The 21,751-nt window shown below is 37.8% G+C and carries 18 protein-coding genes and 3 pseudogenes; 2 read left to right on the plus strand and 19 right to left on the minus strand.

Going from position 1 to position 21,751, the window contains the following annotated elements; genetic code table 11:
• Nucleotides 1-135: 135 nt before the first annotated feature.
• The 12 genes and pseudogenes from ACQKNS_RS00280 to ACQKNS_RS00335 all read right to left on the minus strand — a co-directional run bounded on the left by ACQKNS_RS00280 (nucleotide 136) and on the right by ACQKNS_RS00335 (nucleotide 11,715).
• Nucleotides 136-2,124 (minus strand): acetoacetate--CoA ligase, encoded by a 1,989-nt coding sequence (locus tag ACQKNS_RS00280; RefSeq protein WP_427640606.1) that lies wholly within the window; start codon nucleotides 2,122-2,124, stop codon nucleotides 136-138.
• 107 nt (nucleotides 2,125-2,231) lie between these two features.
• A complete protein-coding gene (locus ACQKNS_RS00285) occupies nucleotides 2,232-3,503 on the minus strand; it encodes an ATP-binding protein (protein WP_427640607.1) in 1,272 nt (423 codons plus the stop codon).
• Between the two features lie 515 nt (nucleotides 3,504-4,018).
• Nucleotides 4,019-4,351 carry a (2Fe-2S) ferredoxin domain-containing protein gene (locus ACQKNS_RS00290; RefSeq protein ID WP_427640608.1) on the minus strand — a complete coding sequence of 111 codons (333 nt, stop codon included), beginning with the start codon at nucleotides 4,349-4,351 and terminating at the stop codon, nucleotides 4,019-4,021.
• A 21-nt stretch (nucleotides 4,352-4,372) separates the two neighbouring features.
• Complete coding sequence (locus tag ACQKNS_RS00295; protein ID WP_427640609.1) at nucleotides 4,373-5,242, minus strand: hypothetical protein; 870 nt, start codon at nucleotides 5,240-5,242, stop codon at nucleotides 4,373-4,375.
• A 29-nt stretch (nucleotides 5,243-5,271) separates the two neighbouring features.
• Entirely contained in the window at nucleotides 5,272-7,692 is a 2,421-nt protein-coding gene (locus ACQKNS_RS00300) for a heavy metal translocating P-type ATPase (protein ID WP_427640610.1), read from the minus strand.
• A gap of 92 nt (nucleotides 7,693-7,784) precedes the next feature.
• Complete coding sequence (copZ, locus tag ACQKNS_RS00305; protein WP_427640611.1) at nucleotides 7,785-8,024, minus strand: copper chaperone CopZ; 240 nt, start codon at nucleotides 8,022-8,024, stop codon at nucleotides 7,785-7,787.
• 119 nt (nucleotides 8,025-8,143) lie between these two features.
• Complete coding sequence (copZ, locus tag ACQKNS_RS00310) at nucleotides 8,144-8,350, minus strand: copper chaperone CopZ (protein ID WP_427640612.1); 207 nt, start codon at nucleotides 8,348-8,350, stop codon at nucleotides 8,144-8,146.
• Nucleotides 8,351-8,469: 119 nt separating this feature from the next.
• Nucleotides 8,470-8,676, minus strand: coding sequence for a copper chaperone CopZ (gene copZ / locus ACQKNS_RS00315; RefSeq protein WP_403060691.1), 207 nt, complete (start codon nucleotides 8,674-8,676; stop codon nucleotides 8,470-8,472).
• Nucleotides 8,677-8,692: 16 nt separating this feature from the next.
• Nucleotides 8,693-8,971, minus strand: a pseudogene (locus tag ACQKNS_RS00320) (metal-sensitive transcriptional regulator); the annotation flags it as partial.
• 388 nt (nucleotides 8,972-9,359) lie between these two features.
• Nucleotides 9,360-9,631: pseudogene (locus ACQKNS_RS00325) on the minus strand (IS110 family transposase); the annotation flags it as partial.
• A gap of 136 nt (nucleotides 9,632-9,767) precedes the next feature.
• Nucleotides 9,768-11,066 carry a PepSY-associated TM helix domain-containing protein gene (locus ACQKNS_RS00330; RefSeq protein WP_427640614.1) on the minus strand — a complete coding sequence of 433 codons (1,299 nt, stop codon included), beginning with the start codon at nucleotides 11,064-11,066 and terminating at the stop codon, nucleotides 9,768-9,770.
• 73 nt (nucleotides 11,067-11,139) lie between these two features.
• Entirely contained in the window at nucleotides 11,140-11,715 is a 576-nt protein-coding gene (locus ACQKNS_RS00335) for a PepSY domain-containing protein (protein WP_427640615.1), read from the minus strand.
• A 285-nt stretch (nucleotides 11,716-12,000) separates the two neighbouring features.
• Between ACQKNS_RS00335 and ACQKNS_RS00340 the strand changes: the two are divergent.
• A pseudogene (locus tag ACQKNS_RS00340) lies at nucleotides 12,001-12,288 on the plus strand (hypothetical protein); the annotation flags it as partial.
• A gap of 42 nt (nucleotides 12,289-12,330) precedes the next feature.
• Here the strand turns inward: ACQKNS_RS00340 and ACQKNS_RS00345 are convergent.
• From ACQKNS_RS00345 to cdaS, 6 genes are all read right to left on the minus strand, one after another.
• On the minus strand, nucleotides 12,331-13,806 hold the full coding sequence (locus tag ACQKNS_RS00345; RefSeq protein WP_427640616.1) for an alanine/glycine:cation symporter family protein: 1,476 nt from the start codon (nucleotides 13,804-13,806) through the stop codon (nucleotides 12,331-12,333).
• A gap of 1,695 nt (nucleotides 13,807-15,501) precedes the next feature.
• Nucleotides 15,502-16,644 (minus strand): acyl-CoA dehydrogenase family protein, encoded by a 1,143-nt coding sequence (locus ACQKNS_RS00350; RefSeq protein WP_427642088.1) that lies wholly within the window; start codon nucleotides 16,642-16,644, stop codon nucleotides 15,502-15,504.
• A gap of 113 nt (nucleotides 16,645-16,757) precedes the next feature.
• Nucleotides 16,758-18,005, minus strand: a complete 1,248-nt coding sequence (locus ACQKNS_RS00355) for a GTPase family protein (RefSeq protein ID WP_427640617.1) — start codon at nucleotides 18,003-18,005, stop codon at nucleotides 16,758-16,760.
• 116 nt (nucleotides 18,006-18,121) lie between these two features.
• Nucleotides 18,122-18,874, minus strand: a complete 753-nt coding sequence (locus ACQKNS_RS00360) for a helix-turn-helix transcriptional regulator (protein WP_427640618.1) — start codon at nucleotides 18,872-18,874, stop codon at nucleotides 18,122-18,124.
• 200 nt (nucleotides 18,875-19,074) lie between these two features.
• Nucleotides 19,075-19,821 (minus strand): type I methionyl aminopeptidase, encoded by a 747-nt coding sequence (gene map, locus ACQKNS_RS00365; RefSeq protein ID WP_427640619.1) that lies wholly within the window; start codon nucleotides 19,819-19,821, stop codon nucleotides 19,075-19,077.
• Between the two features lie 275 nt (nucleotides 19,822-20,096).
• Nucleotides 20,097-20,723, minus strand: a complete 627-nt coding sequence (cdaS, locus tag ACQKNS_RS00370) for a sporulation-specific diadenylate cyclase CdaS (protein WP_427640620.1) — start codon at nucleotides 20,721-20,723, stop codon at nucleotides 20,097-20,099.
• 240 nt (nucleotides 20,724-20,963) lie between these two features.
• Here cdaS and ACQKNS_RS00375 point away from each other — a divergent pair, with 240 nt between their 5' ends.
• Nucleotides 20,964-21,284, plus strand: coding sequence for a 2Fe-2S iron-sulfur cluster-binding protein (locus ACQKNS_RS00375; RefSeq protein ID WP_427640621.1), 321 nt, complete (start codon nucleotides 20,964-20,966; stop codon nucleotides 21,282-21,284).
• An 82-nt stretch (nucleotides 21,285-21,366) separates the two neighbouring features.
• Here the strand turns inward: ACQKNS_RS00375 and ACQKNS_RS00380 are convergent, their stop codons facing one another.
• The gene (locus ACQKNS_RS00380; protein ID WP_427640622.1) at nucleotides 21,367-21,747 is read right to left on the minus strand and encodes a VOC family protein; all 381 of its coding nucleotides are present in this window, start codon (nucleotides 21,745-21,747) and stop codon (nucleotides 21,367-21,369) included.
• Between the last annotated feature and the right edge of the window lie 4 nt (nucleotides 21,748-21,751).

The following is a 21,751-nucleotide window of genomic DNA, read 5'->3' on the forward strand; positions in this document are numbered from 1 at the left end:
CGAGACAAAATGAGATTGTTGTCTCGTTTTGTCTCGTTTTTAAAATTTTTTATCCCAATACACGTATCCATGAAATGAAAGATTTATCACCTTCAGAAACAAAAAAAGACGGAGCTTTATTGCTCCGTCTTGATGCTAGAATATTTTTTTCTCATTCAACTCGAGAGCTAATTCTTTAAAGAACTGTAGCGATTCTGGATTTCCCATGGAGTCTGCATTCACTACCTTATCAAACTCAAACCCTAATAACAATTTACGAATGGGGACTTCCATTTTCTTTCCGTTCAATGTTTTTGGAATTTGTTCAATGACATGGATTTGGTCAGGAATAAAGCGGGGGGACACATGCCCTCGGATTTGTTCCTTGATTTTTGCCGTCAATGCTGTATCCAGGGTTTTATCGGGTTTAAGGACAACGAACAGCAGCAGTGAGGAACCCCTGCCAAGCACTTCCCTATCAATGACAAGGCTTTCCATAACCTCGTCTATCGCTTCGACGACCCGGTAGATATCGCTGGTTCCCATCCGTACACCAGAACGGTTGATGGTCGAGTCGGACCGTCCATAAATGATGCAGCTGCCCTTATCATCGATTTTTATCCAATCACCATGTTTCCATATGCCGGGATATGTATCGAAATAACTCTCGTAGTATCTTGCCCCGTCTTGATCATTCCAGAAGTATAGCGGCATGGACGGCATTGGTTTGGTTATGACCAATTCACCGACTTCATTAATCAATGTTTGACCATGCTCATCAAAGGCTTCCGCACAAACTCCTAAAGCCCTTCCTTGTATTTCACCGATTCTCACGGGCAATGTTGGGACACCGCCAACAAAACCGGCACAAACATCGGTTCCGCCACTGGATGAACTGAGCCAGATATCCTTCTTGACATTCTCATACACCCATTTATAACCGTCGCCAGACAATGGTGCTCCAGTAGAAAAAAGAGCCTTCAATTTGGATAAATCATATTTTCCCATTGGTTTGTTTCCTAACTTCATGGAATTGGTAAGGAAAGGTGCACTGGTTCCAAAGAAAGTCATGCCTGTATCTTCCGCCAATTCCCAAAGGACATCCATATTCGGAAAAGAAGGACTGCCGTCATAAATGACGATGGTCCCTGCATTTAGCAAACCTCCCATAAGGAGATTCCACATCATCCAGCCGGTCGTCGTAAACCAGAACACAGTATCCTCGGAAGTCATGCCTTGATGGATTCTTGTTGACTTAAAATGCTCCAATAATATCCCGCCATGCCCCTGTACAATTGGTTTTGGCATCCCGGTTGTACCTGATGAATAAAGAATCCACAGCGGATGATCGAACGGAACGCTTTCAAAAGATAATTCTGCCTTTTCTTTTAACAGGTCATCCCAAGGAATCACATCTTCCAGATTCACTTCCAAAATCTTCTTTTCTATGTAAGGAACCAACACGGTATGCTTGACGGTGATCAATTCCTGGATAAGCTGTGTGACGATTGATGTTTTATCATATACTTTTCCGTTGTACTGATACCCATCAACCGCGAGTAATACAACCGGTTCAACCTGTTTGAAACGATCTATGACACTTCTTGCCCCAAAGTCAGGTGAACAACTGGACCAGATGGCACCTATGCTTGCTGTTGCCAAGAAAGCTATGACCGCTTCAGGAATATTCGGCATATAGGCAACAACACGGTCACCGGGTTTCACACCGAGTTTCCTTAATGAATGGGCGACAGAAGCTACTTTTTCTTTCAGTTCTTTCCAGGTAACCTCTTGCTGCCTAATATGTTCGGAGCGAAAAAAAATCGCCGTTTTCTCTTCTTGATCATTCAATAATGAATTCTCAGCATAATTGAGCCTTGCCCCCTCGAACCATTTCGCACCTGGCATGGATTGCTCCGCGAAAACCCTGTCATATTTCCTTGTTGCTTTTACATCACAATAATCCCAAATTGAAGCCCAAAATTCCTCCAGTTCATCTACCGACCATTTCCATAATTCTTGATAACCATGAAATGTTAAACCTTTCCTTTCTTTTAACCATTTCACATATTGAGTCAATACCGTTTGCTCGATTTGTTCCTTTGTCGGTTCCCAAATGATTTGTCCATCTGTAAGCGATTTCATTTCGTCATCTCCCTTAGGTATCAAATGCGTTATTGAATCATTTCATAATATTGGTAGTTTACTTAAATTGTAATCTATGAGTTTAAAACAGTCAATTTACACTAAACTTACATAAGCTCGTTTCTATGTATTGGCAGGTTAATAGAGAAACATGTCCCTTTCCCTTGAACACTTGATACATGTACCGTTCCATCCATGCTTTTGATAACGCTATATGAAACCATCATGCCTAATCCCGTCCCTTTATTTTTTGTCGTGAAGTAAGGCTCACCTAAACGGTATATTTGTTCCTGTGTCATCCCGATTCCCTGATCTTGAATCTTAATTTGGATGGTGGTGGCAGCATGAATTAGATGGATGTATATTTGACCATCATGTTCCATCGATTCTATGCCATTCTTTATGATATTGAACAAGCACTGCTGGAATTTCTTCCTTTCGCCCATGACATAATAAGCCCCATCTTCGATTAGGGATAGCTTCAATTCTGTTCGATTATTGTTAGCCAATGGTTTTATGCTGTTCACGACATGCTGAATTTCCTCTGATACCCTTAATCGCTCTGTGTTATCAGGGCTTATGGCAGCAAAAGTCAAATAATCATTAATGACATCCGTGGCCCGATCTAATTCATTCAGTGCAATATTTGCATATTTGACCTTTGTATGGGAAGAAACGTCTTCGCTTAACATTTGAATATAGCCCCTGGTAACTGTAAGGGGATTTCTGACTTCATGAGATATGCTTGCAGCCAGATGACTAACGACCTGCAATTTTTCCGCTTTCACTAATTTTTCAAGAACCTGAAAGTTTGTGAGGATGACTTCCCATAATAAGATCACAACAACGATTCCTATGACATGAATCGAGAAGTATTGTTTCCATAAACTGATGCCGATCGTAAGTTCAAATACTACAGTTGAAATAAGCTGTGTGAGAATATGAACAATGAATATTAAAGATATACCAATGCAGATTTTTTTACTGACAGACATTTTTAGATAGTATTTAGATATAAAAAACAAGGAAACTCCCATTAGTGGAAATGTGATGCATGATATATAGAATCCATTATCCCCCCCTGATAAAGAGCGAATAAAAAGAGTGATGACGATCAATATGATTCCTAACCGGTAGCCTCCATATAATCCGCCTAAAAGAAAAGGGATCCATCTGAGGTCCCAAACAAAATCCTCTTCTATAACAACGGGAAATAACATGCATAGAACAAGTGAAAGAATAGGGAAAATCGATAGGAAGGATCCTTTTAAAGCATCTAAACGGTATACGTACTTCACTAGATAGCTCATTTGCAATAAAAAGATTGGAAAAAGGATAATTAAAAAGTTAATCAGTAAATCTTTTGTTATAAGATTCATTTTCACACCGAACTTTCGATATTTTTCGAAGATTTAGACAGATATATCAATCATAACAAGTTAGAGAATGATAAGCTAGTGAAATTTCCATGCGGGAACTTAAAAGGTTCCTCTACCGACATCCAGGAAAGAATTTGAGGTGATGTGATGTTATAAAAAATACCCGTTCGTAAAAGTGTACGTTTACGAACGGGTATTTTCTTCCCATAAATAATACTGTTGAATATTTAATTTCTCTATGAGCAAGTCTAGTTAGAATTCTTGTAGTTCCTAATTTATTTTATTTAGCTTTCTAATAAATATTTTCTAATCCTTCTGACAAAGACGCTTGTGCCATTTCCGAAATTTCCAGTTTTTCCGAGAGGACAATTTTCAATTTTGCATTAATGGGAAGAAGAAAACCCTATTGATTGAAATATGGACTGATCGATAAAAATGATCAGTCCAAAATTTTTCTTATTCGAAAAACGCCTGTACAGAAACCCTTTTTAGATATAGAAGTAAGATGTTACAGTTCATTCACTCTCATTGTTCTTGAATGTTTTCCCATCATGGTAATAAAGTTCAGAGCCTAAATGAACAGTGTCATTTTCTTTCAATTGACGAATAAGTTCTTCACTTTTTGTTTTATTCAGTTCTTTATACCAGGTTCCTTGTGGATATAGAACAGCGATCGGACCATGCTTGCATTGGCCGTTGCATAATGTTTTTGTTGTGTGAATCTCCTTTTGCAGCTCTAAGTTTTTCAATTCTCCCCTAATGGTCTCCGTTACTTCTTCTGCTCCATTTTTCGTGCATGTTTTCCCGTTACAAATTAATAGATGTTTGCTAACCCCATCTAAGTTCATAAAAATTCCCCTTTTTCGTTTTTATTTGACCTCTATAACAAATGGATAGCTATTGACTTTGCCATCAAATTTAAATTCTCCCCACACTTTGTAGATCCCAGCTTTATCAAATTTTGTTTCAAATAGTGTCTTTTCTTCTGATGTAGGGTGCACATGAACAAATTTTTTACCCTTATCGTCCAAAATAACAACATGGCCTAGAGCACCCAGATAGGGCTCTGGAGTAATCCCTTTCGTATCAAAACTTAACGTCACAGCTTTGTTTATTCCTAGCTCTGTAGTGGTTAATTCAACTGTTTTTTGATTGATTGTTTTTGTCAAGTTTGTATCAACCTTAAGTGGATTTTCCTTATGTTCACTATGACTTTTCCCTACCTGCAGCCCCACCGGACTAACCTGATAGGCAAGGTTTTTGGGTTTAATATCAACAAATGCTTTATAAGAGTTTTCAGGTAGGTCGAAATTCAGAGTATAAACGCCATTTCCTTTTTCCTCAGGATGTAAATGATAATAGTCTTCTAAGTCGGCACTTACAATAATTAAATGCATAATCTTTTCATGTGATATTTCTAAATTAGGTGAATTTTGTTTTTTATCCTTCACATCAATGGTAATTATACCTTTTTCATATTTTACGTTAGTGACCACTTCACTTTCTGAATGAGCTACATGATCTGAATGCTTATCATCACTTTTTTTGCTCGTATGATTACCGTTATGTGCTTTCTCATTATTAGATTCTTTTTCTTCGATACCATTTGTTTTTGCCGCATGGGCATCCAAGTGATCGTTATTACTGTTCAAGCTTGCATATATGAAATAACCGCCAATTACTAATCCAAGATACACAATGGCTGAAATAGCCCAAGTCAACATGTTTTTTTGTTTCATGAAAAAACCCTCTCTATTAAATTGATAGATTAACCTTTTAACTTAATCCTTTGTAATCTGAGTGCGTTTAAAACAACTGAAACTGAACTAAATGCCATGGCTACTCCTGCCAGCCATGGTGCCAGAAAGCCTAGTGCTGCAATTGGAACTCCTATAGCATTATAAGCAAAGGCCCAAAATAAATTTTGCTTGATATTTCGAATCGTCATTTTACTCATAAAGATGGCATCGGCAATACTATTTAAGTCTCCTCTAATTAAGGTAATATCAGCAGCCTCCATTGCAACATCCGTACCAGTACCGATTGCCATGCCAATATCTGCAGTAGCTAACGCTGGAGCATCGTTAATTCCATCACCGACCATCGCCACTATCTTTCCAGCTTTTTGAAGCTTTTTAACTTCCTCTGCCTTTCCTTCTGGCAGAACTTCTGCTATAACATGGTCAATCCCGACTTCATTTGCAATCGCTTGAGCTGTCTGCTTGTTATCCCCTGTAATCATAACGACGTCAAGACCCATATTTTTTAGCCTTTCAATCGCTTTTTGAGATGTATTCTTAATTGTATCTGCAACTGCAATCACTCCGGCAAATTGATAATCAATTGCAACTAGCATTGCAGTCTTACCTTGCTTTTCTAAGTTTTCCATCTTAGGTAATATGTTTCCAACATCAATGTTGTTTTTCTCCATAAGTCGGCGCGTTCCGATAAGTAAGGATTTGGTGTCAACTTTAGACTCGATTCCAAAGCCAGGAATGGCTTCGAAGTGTTCTGAGCTGCCTAGTTCAATACCTTTTTCTTTAATCCCCTCAACAATCGCCTCAGCTAATGGATGTTCAGAATTCCTTTCTGCAGCACCGACTAACCTTAAAAATTCCTTTTCTTCAAACCCATTTGAGAGAATAACATCTGTAAGTGTTGGTTTTCCATTTGTTACAGTTCCCGTTTTATCAAGAATCACTGTATTCACCCGATGAGTTGTTTCAAGATGCTCCCCGCCTTTAAACAAAATCCCATATTCAGCTGCGCGACCTGACCCTGCCATAATGGACGTCGGAGTAGCTAGGCCTAGAGCACATGGACAGGCGATGACTAATACGGCAATTAACTTTTCAAGAGCTACTGCAAACTCTCCCGGACTTACAGCAAAGTACCACAAAAGACACGTAATAATTGCTATCCCCACTACAATAGGGACAAATATTCCTGAGATGACATCGGCTAAGCGTTGAATAGGCGCTTTTGATCCTTGTGCTTCTTCGACTACTTTGATAATTTGAGCTAAGGCGGTATCCTTTCCTACCTTTGTTGCCTTGACCTTCAGAAACCCGTTTTTGTTAATGGTTGAGCCAATTGCTAAATCTCCTACTGTTTTATCAACAGGAATACTTTCCCCTGTAATCATTGACTCATCTAGGGCAGATCTCCCTTCAAATATTTCTCCGTCTACAGGTACCTTTTCACCTGGTTTAACATAAACGATATCTCCAGCTATTACCTCTTCGATAGGTAAATTCATTTCTTGACCGTCTCTTAAAACTGTGGCTGTTTTGGCTTGCAAACCCATAAGCTTTTTAATGGCTTCCGATGAACGTCCCTTTGCTTTTGCTTCAAATAACTTACCTAATATAATGAGAGTAATTAACACTGCACTTGTTTCAAAATATAATTCAACCATGTGCGCATCGGATCCTATTGACAAAATGCTTAAGTAAACACTATAGAAATAAGCTGCAGAGGTTCCAAGTGCAACTAAAACATCCATGTTTGCACTTTTATTCCTTAATGCTTTAAAGGCGCCTACATAAAACTGACCTCCAACTAAGAATTGAACAGGAGTAGCAAGGGCGAGTTGGACCCATGGATTCATGAACATCTCTGGTAGCCAAATAAATGATGTAAATTCAAAATGACTGACCATCGCCCAAAGTAAAGGGATGGACAAAATAGAAGAGAAAATGAATTTCCCTGTTTGTTTCTCAATTTCTTTCTGTCTATGATCAACCTTTTCGCCTGTAGTTTCTTGCTTTTGTTCTAAATGATAACCCAATTTCTTAATAGCATCCTTCATATCTGTGACCGAAACTTCGTCAGAATTATATTCTACAAGGGCTGATTCTAAGGCGAAGTTTACAGTTGCATTTTGTACTCCATCTACCTTGTTTAAACGTTTTTCAATCCTGTTAGCACATGCAGCGCATGTCATACCAGATATATCAAATTCCGCTTTTTCACTAACCACTTTATACCCTAAGGATTCAACTTTATCTTTAAGTTGGTTAACACTTGATTTGGATGGATCAAACGTTACTTTTGATTTTTCTAACGCAAAATTTACGCTTGCATCCTCTACTCCATCTATTTTTTTAAGACCTTTTTCTATTCTAACTGCACATGCAGCACACGTCATGCCAGCTATTTGAAGTGTTGTTTCTTTTTTATCGCTCATAACCTTACACTCCTATCACCACATACTATAGTGGGGTATATTTTTTTTGGAAGAAAACGTGCCGGGACGAGACAGCACGTTTTTTCAATTCCTTAGTGACAAATTTGATCTTTAGGTAATTTACTCAGCTCTACATCATAACCTTGGCCCTCTATAATGTCAGTAATTCCCTTTAAAGAAACTACTTTCGAATCAAATGATACATCTACTTTTTCTGCATTTAAGTGAACCTTTACAAAATAAACTCCCTTCATTTTTCCTACGTTCCCTTCAATTGAATGAATACAATGCCCACATGACATTCCTTTCACTGCTAATCTTACATTCTCCATTCTATTGTCCTCCTTAATTTATGTTAGATGATCTATCTCAATAACATAAACCATACCCGTGTATAGTATATTTCTTTCTAAAATAAATCGTGCTTTAATCAGCACGTTCTTTATTAATATTATTGTATATCATAACCGTGATCTTCTATAACGTCAGTAATCCCCATTAAAGAAACCATTTTTGAATTATATAATACCTCTACTTTTTCTTCATTTAAGTGAACTTTTACAAAATGCACACCTTTTAATTTTCCTACATTTCCCTCGATTGAATTTATACAATGCCCACATGACATTCCTTTCACTGTTAATCTTACATTCTCCATTTCTTACTCCTCCTTATTTTATGTCAGATGATCTATTTCAATACCATAAACCATACCCCTGTATAGTATATTTATTTCTAAAATAAATCGTGCTTTTTTCAAGACGTTCTGTATTAATTTTATTGTACATCATAACCTTGGTCATCAATTGTTTCTTTGATCTTATCAATACTAACTTCGTTCGGATTAAACTCCACACTAACAGTTCCAGAATCTAAGTTTACTTTAACAGTCGTAACTCCAGATAATTCGCCTACATTGCCTTCAATTGAATTTATGCAATGTCCACATGACATTCCCTTTACGTTAAGAGTCATTTTTTCCATATCGCTTAGTCTCCTTTTATTTTTTCATTAATTTTTGTATTGTCACCATTACCTCATCTAAAATCTCCGAATCCCCTTCTTGAATTCCTTCAATAACACATGACTTCATATTCCCTTCAAGTAAAATACCAACGGCACTATTTAAAACTGATTGAGTCGCAGATATTTGAGCAATGACATCTTCACAATACGTATCCTTTTCAATTAATCCTTTTATTCCTCGAATTTGTCCTTCAATTCAATTCAATCTTGTTACTAAATTATTTTTCACTTTATCTGAATGATGGCTCTTTCTTTAACCGTCTGATGAGCAGCATTGATCGATTTCAACAAATTCATCATAACTTTCTGAATTCACCGAATTGTCCCACCTCCTTAATTATATAATATTATACCCCGCCATGGTATGTGAAGGGTTTTTATAAAAAGTTTTAAAATAGGTATTTGACATAGATATTTATTTACGTTTCTACGGTTTGCTTAAAAATACTTAAGTGTATCTATACTAACCTAATGCATGTATAAATATATTTTTCATGTTGTTGGTTAAAGATTATTATAAAACTTTTACCAAAATGAAATTTCTGATGAAATCAAAATATGCCACCTAAAAGTTATAATTCTTTTAAATCTCACTCTCGATATTCAATAAAACTCCATTATGCTAAAGATACCTTTATTTAATTATCTTCCAGTTCCTTCGATCGTTTGACATGCATTGGATTTACCATGACTAGTGGTATGCCGTAATGATCTAAGTATTAGCTAAGTTCATCCAGTAGTGGCCTGTTGGCTCAATTACAACAATTACTTCTGTTTTCTTAGCTTCATTCATCGTTTGACGAATCTTTTCATTCAGGTGTTCAAAGCCCTCTTTTGATTGATGTACTGCGAAGGCTTTTTCTATCACGCGGCCTCGTTCATCAACAAAACAAGCGTAATGAACACGCTTTGACCAATGTTGTACTTAAAAACAACGAACTTACTTTTCTTAACGAAAAAAAGAGCATTAAACCTTTGTTTAATACTCCTTCTCAGCTATATAAATCGTAACTTATTCAAATAATGCAAAATAACGTCTAAAGTGACATTTACCCAATCCACTGCTTTACTCGGTGAATCCGGCGTGTCACCAGCCAATCCAAAAGAAAAACAAAAAGCAAAGATACTCCTACCAATGGAAATATAATACTAAAAATTACAATAATCAAAGCTAAGCCTTTTTCCATCTTGAAATTCTTTGGTTGAGGCGGTGCACCTAGTTTGTTGTTTGGTTTTCGTTTCCACCACATCAAAATTCCTGTAACAACGATGAGCACGATTCCTATACAGATGATGAGCCCCACAATTTGATTTATCAAGCCAAGCTCGGCTCCAATGTGAAGATAATATCCCGTGGTAATGGCCTTTCCTAGAAGACCATAATCTTTGTATCGAGAATCGCTTAGTACTTTCCCATTGTATTGATCGATATGTAATGTAGCTTCATCTGTAGATTTGGGAAGGAAAACCTGTACAGTGTAGACTCCTTTTGGAGCATCAGGGAAGTACACATCATATCCCGGATATAATTTCCGGGATTCAGCAATCCTTACGATCTCATCGATGGAAATAGAGGAAACATTCCCTTTTTCCGGTTCAATCGACTTCGGTGTTTCTCCCCATACAGGGGCTGGAATTCCCGTACCTGTGTTTGTCCCTATTTGTTGGACTTGCTGCCCCCAAAACCCAGTCCAAGGTAAACCGGTCAAGATTAAAAAAACAATACCTAATGACATGAGAAAGCCCGTCACTGCATGAATATCCCGCCAAAAGGCTCGCTTGCCCCGTTTTTGCCGGAGAATCAACCTTTTGAATACCCCCTTTCGATCCTTGGGCCTCCAGAGATACATGCCGGTGATTGAGAGAATCAAGCCCCAACACACTGCAAGTTCTATCAGTAGATCGCCAACTTTACCTACCATCAATTGACCATGCAACTTCTCTATTTGAGGCATGAATCGATCGGCGTCATCTAGTTCCCCAACGATTTTTCCATTATAGGGATTGACAAAAACCGTTAGTGATTTATTACCATCAAGAATCCCCACTTCTGAAGATCGATTTCCTTCAACACCAGGCTTGTATCGTGTGAATTGACCATCTGGATGAGATTCTTTTACTTTCTCAAATTGTTTGGAAGCTGGCAACTTCAGACCTTCTGCTTGAACATAGTAATAATTTTTATATAGGAGTGACTCGATCTGAGGCTTGAATAGATAAACGCCTCCAGTTATTGCTAAAATAATCAAAAATGGAGCGAATACCATCCCAGCGTAAAAATGCCACCTCCAAATGGCTCCAGACAAGGTGTTTACGGTCCTATGTTCGTTATTTAGGGCAATATTCAAATTGATATCTCCTTTCTTTCGGGGTCATACCAGCAAAGTGTTGGCGGTATAAAAATGACAAAAAAATGGGGTATCACTTATTTATATCTTTATTACTTAGTTTAGCTATATTTTCCAAGCTTTTTGCTTTTTTTCTTGTCATTAAACGCTTATAAAGTGGATAGCCCACCATATAATACCCGGAAAATGATAGTAGAATGAGAGATAAACCTGCGAATGTTAGTGCACTGTATCTATACCAATTACCAAAGAAGGATCCATCATGCAAAGTAATGAGGAAAGTTGAGTAATCTGGGTTTGTAGATAATACTTTTCCGGTACTCGCATCGATTTGAACACCTTGACTGTTATTAAAGCGAATCTGGTAAACATTTGCACTTGGTCTATATTCTATTCTAAAGATATCTTCTACCGATGTTACACCTGGAAGCCCCTGAGACGTGGCAATGGACACCACCTTATCCATAGGTATCGATTGACTTGGACTCGCCTCTTTCCCCGTCCTTAACTCATCAGCCACTCCGAGTGGTATCATATAAACAAGCAAAAGGCCTGTGACTGCTATGAACATAAAAAAAACAGATAAAATTAATCCTGCCCATTTATGTACTTTTCGACTTAATTGATATAACTTTACAGCATTTGACACTTTTCCTTCACCCCTTTTTTGAATTTGTTTAAACCCTTTATAAAGGCACTAGAGAACAAAAACATTAACAGAAATCCTAAACAGTACGGAGAGACAATTTGCCTCTTGCTAAATAGTGCATGTTGCCTTTCTTTCTTCAAGTAAACGCAATTTGTTGTGGCTCATTTGATTTCCGTCAAGGTCGATTATAAGGGGTTTTTTTCAAGTATCTTTTGCTTCTTTCATCAAGTGGTTTTTAAACTACTGTAGCTATAGTTCCAAACCGAAACTGTTGACCTGTTCACCGAACTCACCGGAACACTCGACTATGAAACCGGTGATCTTTTTTGCATAGATGAAGAACAGTATCACGCGAAGTTGATTCGACCTTATTAGAAGAGCATCAACTTCGCTTAGAACTGTTGATTTTTTACTTTAATTAAATCTGATTGAGGGATTGTGGAAAGGCTCAAATCAGATGTTGTTTATAATGTGTTCTATCAGTCAATGAAATCTCGAAAAATGTACAGGCTTTTAACCATCAGCTCAATCAAGTGCCTGAAAAATATTGAACGGTTATGCTCTAGAAGATAAATTCAATATACAGATAAAAAAGTTTAAGTGGATTTGGATATGTTATTCAACTTTTCTCTTAGTTGAAGCGCATTCTTTACCTCTTTTATACTCTTCCTCCCAGTAATCGGCATTCTTAATCCCCAAAGCTTTTGGATCAAATACCGGGTCTAGTATCCCTTGCTTTTTCTGATTTTCATAGTCTTTCAAAGTAATTAATGCAGGTTTGGCGAGTATTAAAATCGCAATAATATTTAGCCACACCGTAATCCCTAAACCAGCATCTCCTAATGCCCAGGCTAAGGTGGCTTCATTAGCAGCTCCATAGATAGATGCGGCTATAATAACAAATTTTAATATTAACATTGGCCAGCTACTGTTTTTACCACGGGTTAAGTAAGCGATATTTGTTTCAGCTATATAGTAATAAGCCATAATCGTCGTAAAAGCGAAGAAGAATAAAGCAACAGCCACAAATCCTGCACCAAATCCAGGGAATACACTGTCAATAGCAGCCTGAGTAAACCCAGGACCTACTTCGACTTCTGGTAAGTTATTTACCAGACGAGTGCCATCCGCTGTTTCTGTATTGTACATCCCGGTAAATAGAATCATAAATGCTGTTGCAGAGCACACAAATAATGTATCAATATAAACAGAAAAAGCTTGAACTAATCCTTGTTGTGCCGGGTGCGACACTTCAGCAGCTGCCGCCGGATGTGCCCCTGTTCCTTGGCCTGCTTCATTTGAATAAAGTCCACGTTTTACTCCCCATAAAATCGCCATTCCAATCATTCCGCCAAACATAGAATCCATGGCAAAAGCACTCCTAAAAATTAGAGAAAATATCGCTGGGACTGCTGTAATATTCATGGCTATGATAACGAGAGCTAACAGGATATAACCCAAAGCCATAAACGGAACGATGATTGTAGCAGCGGTAGCAATTCTTTTAACCCCACCAAATATAATGATAGCTAATAAAAGACCAATAACTATTCCGGTTATATTCTTATCAATTCCAAATGCAGTATCGATCCCTAGCGCTATCGAATTTGACTGAACACCCGGCATAAGAATGGCAAGCGCAACAAGCATTGCTAAAGCAAAGGCAACTGCAAACCATTTCCAGCCAATTCCCTTTTCAATATAATAAGCTGGACCACCACGATATTGCCCATCTTGCTTTACCTTATAAATCTGTGCAAGAGTAGATTCAATATATGCACTAGATGCACCAATGAAAGCAATGACCCACATCCAAAAAACAGCGCCTGGGCCGCCGAAAAAAATAGCTGTTGCTACACCAGCGATATTCCCAGTTCCGACTCGGCCTGAAAGTGCTATAGATAAAGCTTGGAAAGATGACACTCCTGCTTCCGAACTTTTCCCTTGAAACATAACCCTTAACATTTCCTTAATTTGTCTGACCTGCACAAAACGTGTTAAAATTGAAAAAAATAACCCAACACCCATTAACGCATAAATAACAGGAGTACTCCACAACAATCCATTTAATCCATTAACGAACTCTTCCAAAAATAATCCCCCTCGTATTGTTCTTTAAAAATCTATAAAAAACTAGTCATATAAAAAGACCAAAAAAGTAAACGCTTTCAAATTAATTTAGTTTTAAAAACTTAAATCTTCCTCGGCTGAAGCCGACAAACGCATTACCATATAATACTTTTTCACCTCTTTAATTGTTAAGGACTCGCCCGTCACACAATCATTTCCTACACCCCCTCATTCTTTTTTAAAACAATAAAAAGGAGGCCATATTGACAGACGGATCCCGTCCTCAATACAGCCCCCTATTTTCACTAAATAACTATAGGCTTTTAATTATTATAATGTGGTCTTTTTTTTGTAACTCCATTAAACCGACTTTTCCTTCTCCAAACGCCGATACATTCGCGTTCGCTCGCTTGTTAATGAGGATTCTTCCTATTTTTCTGCAAAAGTGTAAATGATTTCTTAGTGTTCGATTCTTCTGTCGAAATATTTTTTTAATTTTCTGAATTAACTAATAACTAATTTCATTTTACGCGTATACATACTGTTTAGTCAACTATTTTTATCCAAGTGGTTCTTCATAATCCTCTAGAAAAGCATTTAGTTTAGCCTTATTGGACATATCAGACCTTGCAAGAAAAGTTACTATAAGAATAAAGGTAATCACGTAGCTAGAATAAGGAGAGAATAAAATATCCATTAATTCACCTCGTTGACAACAACAATTTAAAAACCTGTTTTACCATAAAAAGAACCAATTAATTTGATTTAAATATCATTTACACTTTCATTGTTTAGTATTTATTGCACAGTTCGAATACACTATGCTGGTTGAACAATCCTGTCCCTTTACTTCCATAAAAAAAGGCCGCCGCAGCGCCCTTCTTATTGAAGTAAAAAACCCCGTTAGCCATCCATGAATCGCAAAGAATGAAAATGGTTAGAAAGTGTCAATAAATTGATACTGGCCTTAATCAGTCAACCCTAATCCATAGGCTAATTAATTAACTCTCTCCTTTTTTTAAAACGATTGAGCAGGGTCTTCTTAAGTATTGTCATTTTCATTTTTAAAGAAACTTATTTTCATGGAGTTTAACTAGATTTCTTCACAAACTTTTTAGTAGTCAATTAATACAGGAATGCTGTGCCTTTAGTTAAAAATCAATTATCTATAGAATATAATCCAAGATTATTTGACTTCCATCAATAGTACTTTATTTAACCTCTTTTGATATAAAGTGTTATATTTATTTTTCTTCATTTTTTCTATATTGCATTTCCAATTACATAACGGACTTGAAGTATTTTGCGAATTTTATTTAATATTGTTATTAAAAATATAACTGTAGAAATCTGGATATTCACTTATTATATTTTTAATTGATTCAGGCCGTTGTCATTACTTTTACTCTGTACTTCTTCAGTCAATTCACTTGAAATTTCCTCAGCCAATAACGGTCATTAAATCCAACCTCGTAAATTAATGTACCATTTTTCGAATTCACACCATACTTTATCATTTTTTGTATTAACTTTAATTCCGTTATTACATCTTCAAATTCTTTTTTATCATCAATGTATTGAATTAGTTCAATAAAAGAACCAACTACCATTCCGGTTTCCTTTTAATTTTAGCATAGAGGGATTTAGATAAAAAGAACAGAAAAAAACTGAAACGACTTAGTCATTTCAGTGCCATCAAAATATCCGAATACGAACTTAATAAAGAGCTGACTTTGCGAGCATGGTGATTGTCGCATCATCCATCGGAGGATTATGAAGTCCTGCTCGTACATCCCTATAGTAACGTTGCAGGGGATTATTTCGTTGTAAACTTTTAGCTCCGACAACCCTCATCGCTTTATCGACGATGGAAATCGATTTATTGACGACCGATAACTTAACAGCACCCAATTGCTTTGATAATTCATCATGATCTTCAGGGTTACGCACCCATTTTTCTGCGACAGAGTAGAGGAAATGGTGTGCTTCGCTCAATTCCAGTTCCATCTCCCCAATTGTCCTTTGAACATTCGGAAGATCCCTGATTGGTCCTGGTAAGCTATTGGGAGAATAGGTTTTCGCAAATTCGACTGCGTAATTTCTGGCAGCCACTGCGATCCCCAAGTAGCAAGCCGGTATATGTAATAGCCACGCTTCAGGTTTTCTTTTTTCACCAGGATTGCTTTTCATGACATAATATTTTTCAGGCAGGCTGACGTCTTTTAATATCAAATCATGACTTCCTGTTCCCTGCATCGAAATCATATCCCAAGTTTCTTCTATGCTTACTCCCAATACATCACGATGAATTAAAAATGTGCCTAGCCGTTCATCCTCGGGAACCCATGCCGTTACTAGAAAAATATCAAGGACGGGAGAGAGTGTAGTGAAAGTCTTTCTGCCATTCAAATTCCATTGTTGACCCTTTTTGATAGCGATTGTTTCCGGTCGGCCTCCGCGCGTCGGGCTTCCCGTTCCAGCCTCGGATGCCGCCGTGTTGATGAGAGCGCCTTTCGACACTTCATTAAACAATTCATTCATGACGCCTTTTTCCCATGGTCTCTTCTCCGTTAAGGATAGGACCGTTCCGACATGCCAGCCTATTCCTAAGGCTGTCGGGCCGCAATATTGGGCTATTTTTTCTTGGCATAGGAGAAAATCATATAAGGAACCGCCATATCCGCCATCTTCTTTTGCTAAAGTTAATTGGGGATATCCGAATTCCTTTAACTCCTGAATGTTTTCAAAAGGAAAGCCCTTTGAATCATCAAGCGCTTCAGATCGGCTGGAAAAGGACTTAATCGCTTCCTCTAATTTTTGTATATATTCTTTTTGCTTCTGTGATTGAAAAAACGACATGAAGATCATCCCTTCTGTAGAAAATCCTGAACCATACAGCAGCAGCAGTAACAGAACTGCCAACTCCACTTTATCATATCACCTTAGTGTAGTTTATGGTTTGAATCTGCCCATTAAGAATCAATATCTTCATTTTTATATTCTTTGTTTGCGTTCTTGTAAGCTTCCTTCGCCTGATCAATATCCTTGTTTTCAAGAAAGTAAGCTATCGCTGCTTGCCCGATTCCATATGTGACCGCGCCCGCTACCGCACCGGAAACGGCTAGACCGGCTCCTGGGATGAAACGGACTGCAGCCCTGACACCTTCCCTGACAAGGAGACCGATTCCAACATTGATCCCTAATGCAGCAATGAATTCACTTGCAGTTTTTGTATTGATTTCTTTATCGGCGATAAATCCAATCACCACGATCATCAAACCTTGAATGCCAGTCAAAATGGGGAAATCGGCGAAAGGTATTGGCTCTGCCCCTATTAAACCGGCTATTGCCGTAAACGTCCCCACTATCGTACGCGCGAATTTCCTCTTAACGAATTGGCTCTGCATCGCTTTGGCGGTCTTCAGCTTCGCCTCACTGGGTAAGGCCTCGATCAAGTAATCTGAAAGCAAATCTATGTTCCAACGCATATCATATTCAATATTTCCGTTTTCATCAAAATCAATATACGAACAAATAGGGATGATGTTCAATAGTGGTATGTCACTCTCTTTAAATCGTTTTGACATTAAAGCGATGGCTTCATCAATATTCTGTTTTTTCTTAGGATTGGCATCAAAAGGTGCTTGTTTATAATGTGGCGGATCTAATTCATCCACTTGGGTGACCACACAGATGACGGGTACATCATAATGGTGATTCTCCTTAACGATTTTGCGTAGCTTATTCAACTCTTGTAAATCTTCTTCAACCCTTGAATCCGTTTCTTTTGCTTTAATCAAGAAAAGCAACACATCAGGCTGTTCTTCGGTAACCGCTTTTATCAATTCATCCATTGGTGTTTCTTCTTCGAACTCTTCTGTAGGAGCTTCACTCTCACCCAGTCCCCGGGAGTCCAGCAATCGGATTTTAGGCTCGGCATCACTCGGGTACCAAAGCCATTTTCCCTTACCCGTGCCGGATTTAACGGAACTGACATATTGCCGTTCCTTACCAAACATCGCATTGATCAGTGATGATTTTCCGGACCCTCGTCTGCCGACCAGAGCAATTCGCGGTTCCCTTGCATCAACTGTCATCGTTTTTAGCTTTAGGAGCTGTTCGAGCATTTTGTTCTTTTTCGATTGTGAAATGGGGAGCTTATCTACCTGGCCTTTAATGAAACTGAATATGCTTCCCATTTCTTCGTGTTTTTCCGCCATCAGTCATTCCCCCTTGTTAAGAAGTTTTTAAGTAACATTTACCCTTGAAGGATTCATTTTAAGCATGTAAACTCATTCTCCTTGCAAAATTAAGGGGCACCATCTTCTAAATTCATTTAACTCTTTTCTTTTAAGAACATAACAACACTGGCCAAGTATTTTTGGATTTCCTGGACTTGAAAGGCGGCTGAATCCGCAATTTGTTTGTAATGATGCTGTCCTTCATCGGTGATTCGTAAATACCGTTTAGTTCGTTTTTCACTTTCCCATCTTCCGACAAGAAGGCCGTTCTCTTCCATTTCATGAGATAAATCATATAAATAGCCATTTGAAGCAATCCAACCGAACTGGTTTTTAAGCAAATCGCCAATTTCACCCATGTAAATGGGCTTCTTAGTGAAAGCGGCTTTTAATGTTACATAACGGACAAGGTCCTTCACCGATATTATTTTCGAGAAATATGACCTGTATTCTTCAGGAAGTTCATTAATAACCGTCGGGTTTTCACCAGAACCTCTTAAATCGAACATGAAGCGATCAATGACCTTTTTCACTTCGGAAAACCGTTCCAGGAAATTTTCTTGGTACCATATGTAAAGGTCTTTGCCTTTTTCAGTAATTTGATAATAATTTCTTCCTTTATTCGTATATAATGATAAATGGTTGGATTCGACTAGCGTATTGGATATTTTACATAGATAGTCATAGCTATGCACCTTTCCAGTGAACGTATTTTTTAGGTCCTGATGAATCGCCCTTGGATAATTCGCTTTTATTCTCAAAGAGTGCAGTAAAAAAATCGTTAAAAATTCCCGCTGGCTTAACCCAACCGTTTCAACTGTTGCAGACAGTTTCTCCCCTTTCTTCACTGTCAACCCCCCTTTATATATTAATGATTTCTTCCTTCCCCTTATTATCCTGTGCTCCCACATAATAGTAAAGTTTTTAATGCCTAATTGCCTAGTACTAATTTTTCGATTTTGATTTATTGTGGGATGAACCAATTCGGAATATTTAATAAAAACAAAAAGAAGAAACGGCACATGAAAAGGCCATTTCTTCTTTTTGTTTACTGTTCCGTTAAAATGATTGGATCTTCTTTTGTAATGACGAGGGTATGTTCATATTGGGCTGAGAGTTTTCCATCTGCCGTTCTCGCCGTCCAGCCGTCTTGGTCCATTTTCATATGCCATGTTCCTGCATTCAACATTGGCTCGATCGTGATGACCATTCCCTCTTTTAGACGGGCACCTTTACCTGGCTTACCATGATGTAGGACAGTTGGGTCTTCGTGCATGGTTTTACCGATTCCGTGCCCTGTAAAATCGCGAACAACAGAAAACTTTTCACCTTCGGCATATGACTGGATTGCATGACCGATGTCCCCAAGGCGATTTCCTGCCCGTGCAACTTCGATGCCTCTATATAAAGCATTCTTCGTTACATCCATTAAACGCTGAGCTTCATCGGAAACCTCACCGACTGCATATGTCCAAGCTGAATCCGCCAACCCTCCGTTAAGGTTCACCACCATATCAATCGTAACGATGTCTCCCTCTTTTAATGCTTTCTTTTGCGGAAAGCCGTGGCAGATTACATCATTCACAGATGCACACGTTGCATATTTGTAGCCGTTATAGCCCTTTTGTTCAGGAGTGGCACCATGCTCTGCCAAGTACTTATCGACAAATTCTTCGATTTCCCAAGTCGTGATGCCCGGCTTTATCATTTTTGCAATTTCTCTATGCGTCGCAGCAAGAAGTTTTCCCGCTTCATGCATTAAATTTATTTCTCGTTCACTTTTAATGGTTATCATTTAAAATCCTCTTTCGTTTTATAACTTTTCTGATTGAGACTCCTTTTTAATCATATGCTTTTTTTTATATAAAAAGCAACCAAAAACCCGGTAAAATATCACCGGGTTAATTAATTTATGACCTTTTCCGATACTGAAATTCAGAGAAAAATAAGCTTTGGAAAGACAAAAGCGATAAAAACACTTTATCCTATTCCATTTGCTCAAAGATTATTGTTCCGGGGTGAATTACATACTTCAAGATGATCATTATGGGACTTAATTGTCTCAAAGTTCTAGATAGGCCCATGGGCATTAATTGGATACAGATTCCCATTGAATGCGAATGAAACTCTTCCTGTTTCCTCTGATACTACCAATACAAGGGCATCACTTCGTTCAGATAAACCTAAAGCAGAACGATGGCGTGTCCCAAGTTTTTTTCCCTCTGTTGGCCTTTCTGAAAGCGGAAGGACATTTGCTGCGGAAACAATCTGATTTTGACTAACCAATACGGCACCATCATGCAGTGGATTTCCAGGGAAAAAAATTGATTCCAATAAAGAATGGGTTAACTCCGCTCCTATTGGAATACCTGATTGAATCAAAGTATCAAGTGAATCTCCTCGTTGAATAACAATCAACCCGCCATGTCTGGAATTTGACAAATTTTGTACGCAAATTGACAATTCGGGATATTTGTCCGTAAAAGGTGACAAATAACAGTTCAAATAAAATGTTGCTGCTTTCATATCGATGTATACGAATTGATCCTTTATTTTCTCGAAATTTCCAAGAAGGCAATAATTTTCATCACCCATTGCTTCTAAATTATCCTGTAATGCCGATATCACTTGACGAATTTCCTCTTTTAACATTTGTTTCATTGGAGAAAAATCACAATTGCCATTAGTCACAGGCATGCACCCCCTTTTTATCATAGGCTCTCTAAAGAACGACTTTATTTTCCATAGCTCTGTTTATGCCTCGATGAATTTATCATTATGAATGTACTTAAAGTTTGTCTTCAAGATAATTAATTATTCATCTTCACTATCAATCAGTAATGGCTTCACATTTTTTTATGTCATATGGACAAGGTAAGAGAATAGATATGTTAATGACCTTTTGAAAGATATCTTATAATAAGAGGTGGTTTTTCGATGCCTTACGTAACAGTATTTGACCATGGAACGTTTGAAGTTGAAAATGGAAAAAAGTTAGTATTAGCATTGGAAGATAACGGAATAAATATTCTTCACCGATGCGGCGGCAAGGCTAAATGTACAACTTGCAGAGTGGAAATATTGGCAGGTGATTTTATGGAGGTCACTCATAAAGAAAAAAAGGTCTTTGAAGAAAAAGGGATGGAGGATCATTTGCGTTTATCTTGTCAAATTTATGTGAATGGAGATATAACCGTCCGGCCGATCAAGACGATTGAGAACTCTGGACTTACTGCTGGGCCAAGACCCGAAGACTAAATAGCAGTATCAAAAAAACATCAAAACGACAAAAAATATTTTTTCTAGTCGTTTTGATGTCTTTTATCTTTAGCTAAATGATTTACTTCTTTTCCATCACCGCAAAGTAATTATCTTCATTATCAGCAAAATTGAAGACTCTTCCAGAAGGCATATTCACAAGTTCCCCCACTTTGATATTCTTCTCCGAAAAGTCTTTATATAACTCATCAAGATTATCCGAGTAAAACATTAACGAAGGTGTATGAAGATTTAATTCTGGCTGCATTTTAGCAATGAATTCCTTATTATGCAGGATGATACTCGTTTGTGCTTCCTTTGTTGGGGCTATTTCAATCCATCTTAGTCCTTGGCCATTATCTTCTTCAGATATGACACTAAAACCGAATTTTTCCGTCCAAAATTTCAATGACTCGTCTTGGTTATTTACATATAACATGATTTGACCGACTTTATTTATCATTTGC

Source organism: Peribacillus sp. NPDC094092, from assembly GCF_050279365.1.
Lineage (GTDB): Bacteria > Bacillota > Bacilli > Bacillales > DSM-1321 > Peribacillus.

Coding starts and splice junctions, on each gene's coding strand:
- ACQKNS_RS00280 (WP_427640606.1), bottom strand. CDS start 2,124: ATGAAATCGCTTACAGATGGACAAATCATTTGGGAACCGACAAAGGAA.
- ACQKNS_RS00285 (WP_427640607.1), bottom strand. CDS start 3,503: ATGAATCTTATAACAAAAGATTTACTGATTAACTTTTTAATTATCCTT.
- ACQKNS_RS00290 (WP_427640608.1), bottom strand. CDS start 4,351: ATGAACTTAGATGGGGTTAGCAAACATCTATTAATTTGTAACGGGAAA.
- ACQKNS_RS00295 (WP_427640609.1), bottom strand. CDS start 5,242: ATGAAACAAAAAAACATGTTGACTTGGGCTATTTCAGCCATTGTGTAT.
- ACQKNS_RS00300 (WP_427640610.1), bottom strand. CDS start 7,692: ATGAGCGATAAAAAAGAAACAACACTTCAAATAGCTGGCATGACGTGT.
- copZ (WP_427640611.1), bottom strand. CDS start 8,024: ATGGAGAATGTAAGATTAGCAGTGAAAGGAATGTCATGTGGGCATTGT.
- copZ (WP_427640612.1), bottom strand. CDS start 8,350: ATGGAGAATGTAAGATTAACAGTGAAAGGAATGTCATGTGGGCATTGT.
- copZ (WP_403060691.1), bottom strand. CDS start 8,676: ATGGAAAAAATGACTCTTAACGTAAAGGGAATGTCATGTGGACATTGC.
- ACQKNS_RS00350 (WP_427642088.1), bottom strand. CDS start 16,644: ATGTCGTTTTTTCAATCACAGAAGCAAAAAGAATATATACAAAAATTA.
- ACQKNS_RS00355 (WP_427640617.1), bottom strand. CDS start 18,005: ATGGCGGAAAAACACGAAGAAATGGGAAGCATATTCAGTTTCATTAAA.
- map (WP_427640619.1), bottom strand. CDS start 19,821: ATGATAACCATTAAAAGTGAACGAGAAATAAATTTAATGCATGAAGCG.
- cdaS (WP_427640620.1), bottom strand. CDS start 20,723: ATGCCTGTGACTAATGGCAATTGTGATTTTTCTCCAATGAAACAAATG.
- ACQKNS_RS00375 (WP_427640621.1), top strand. CDS start 20,964: ATGCCTTACGTAACAGTATTTGACCATGGAACGTTTGAAGTTGAAAAT.
- ACQKNS_RS00380 (WP_427640622.1), bottom strand. CDS start 21,747: ATGATAAATAAAGTCGGTCAAATCATGTTATATGTAAATAACCAAGAC.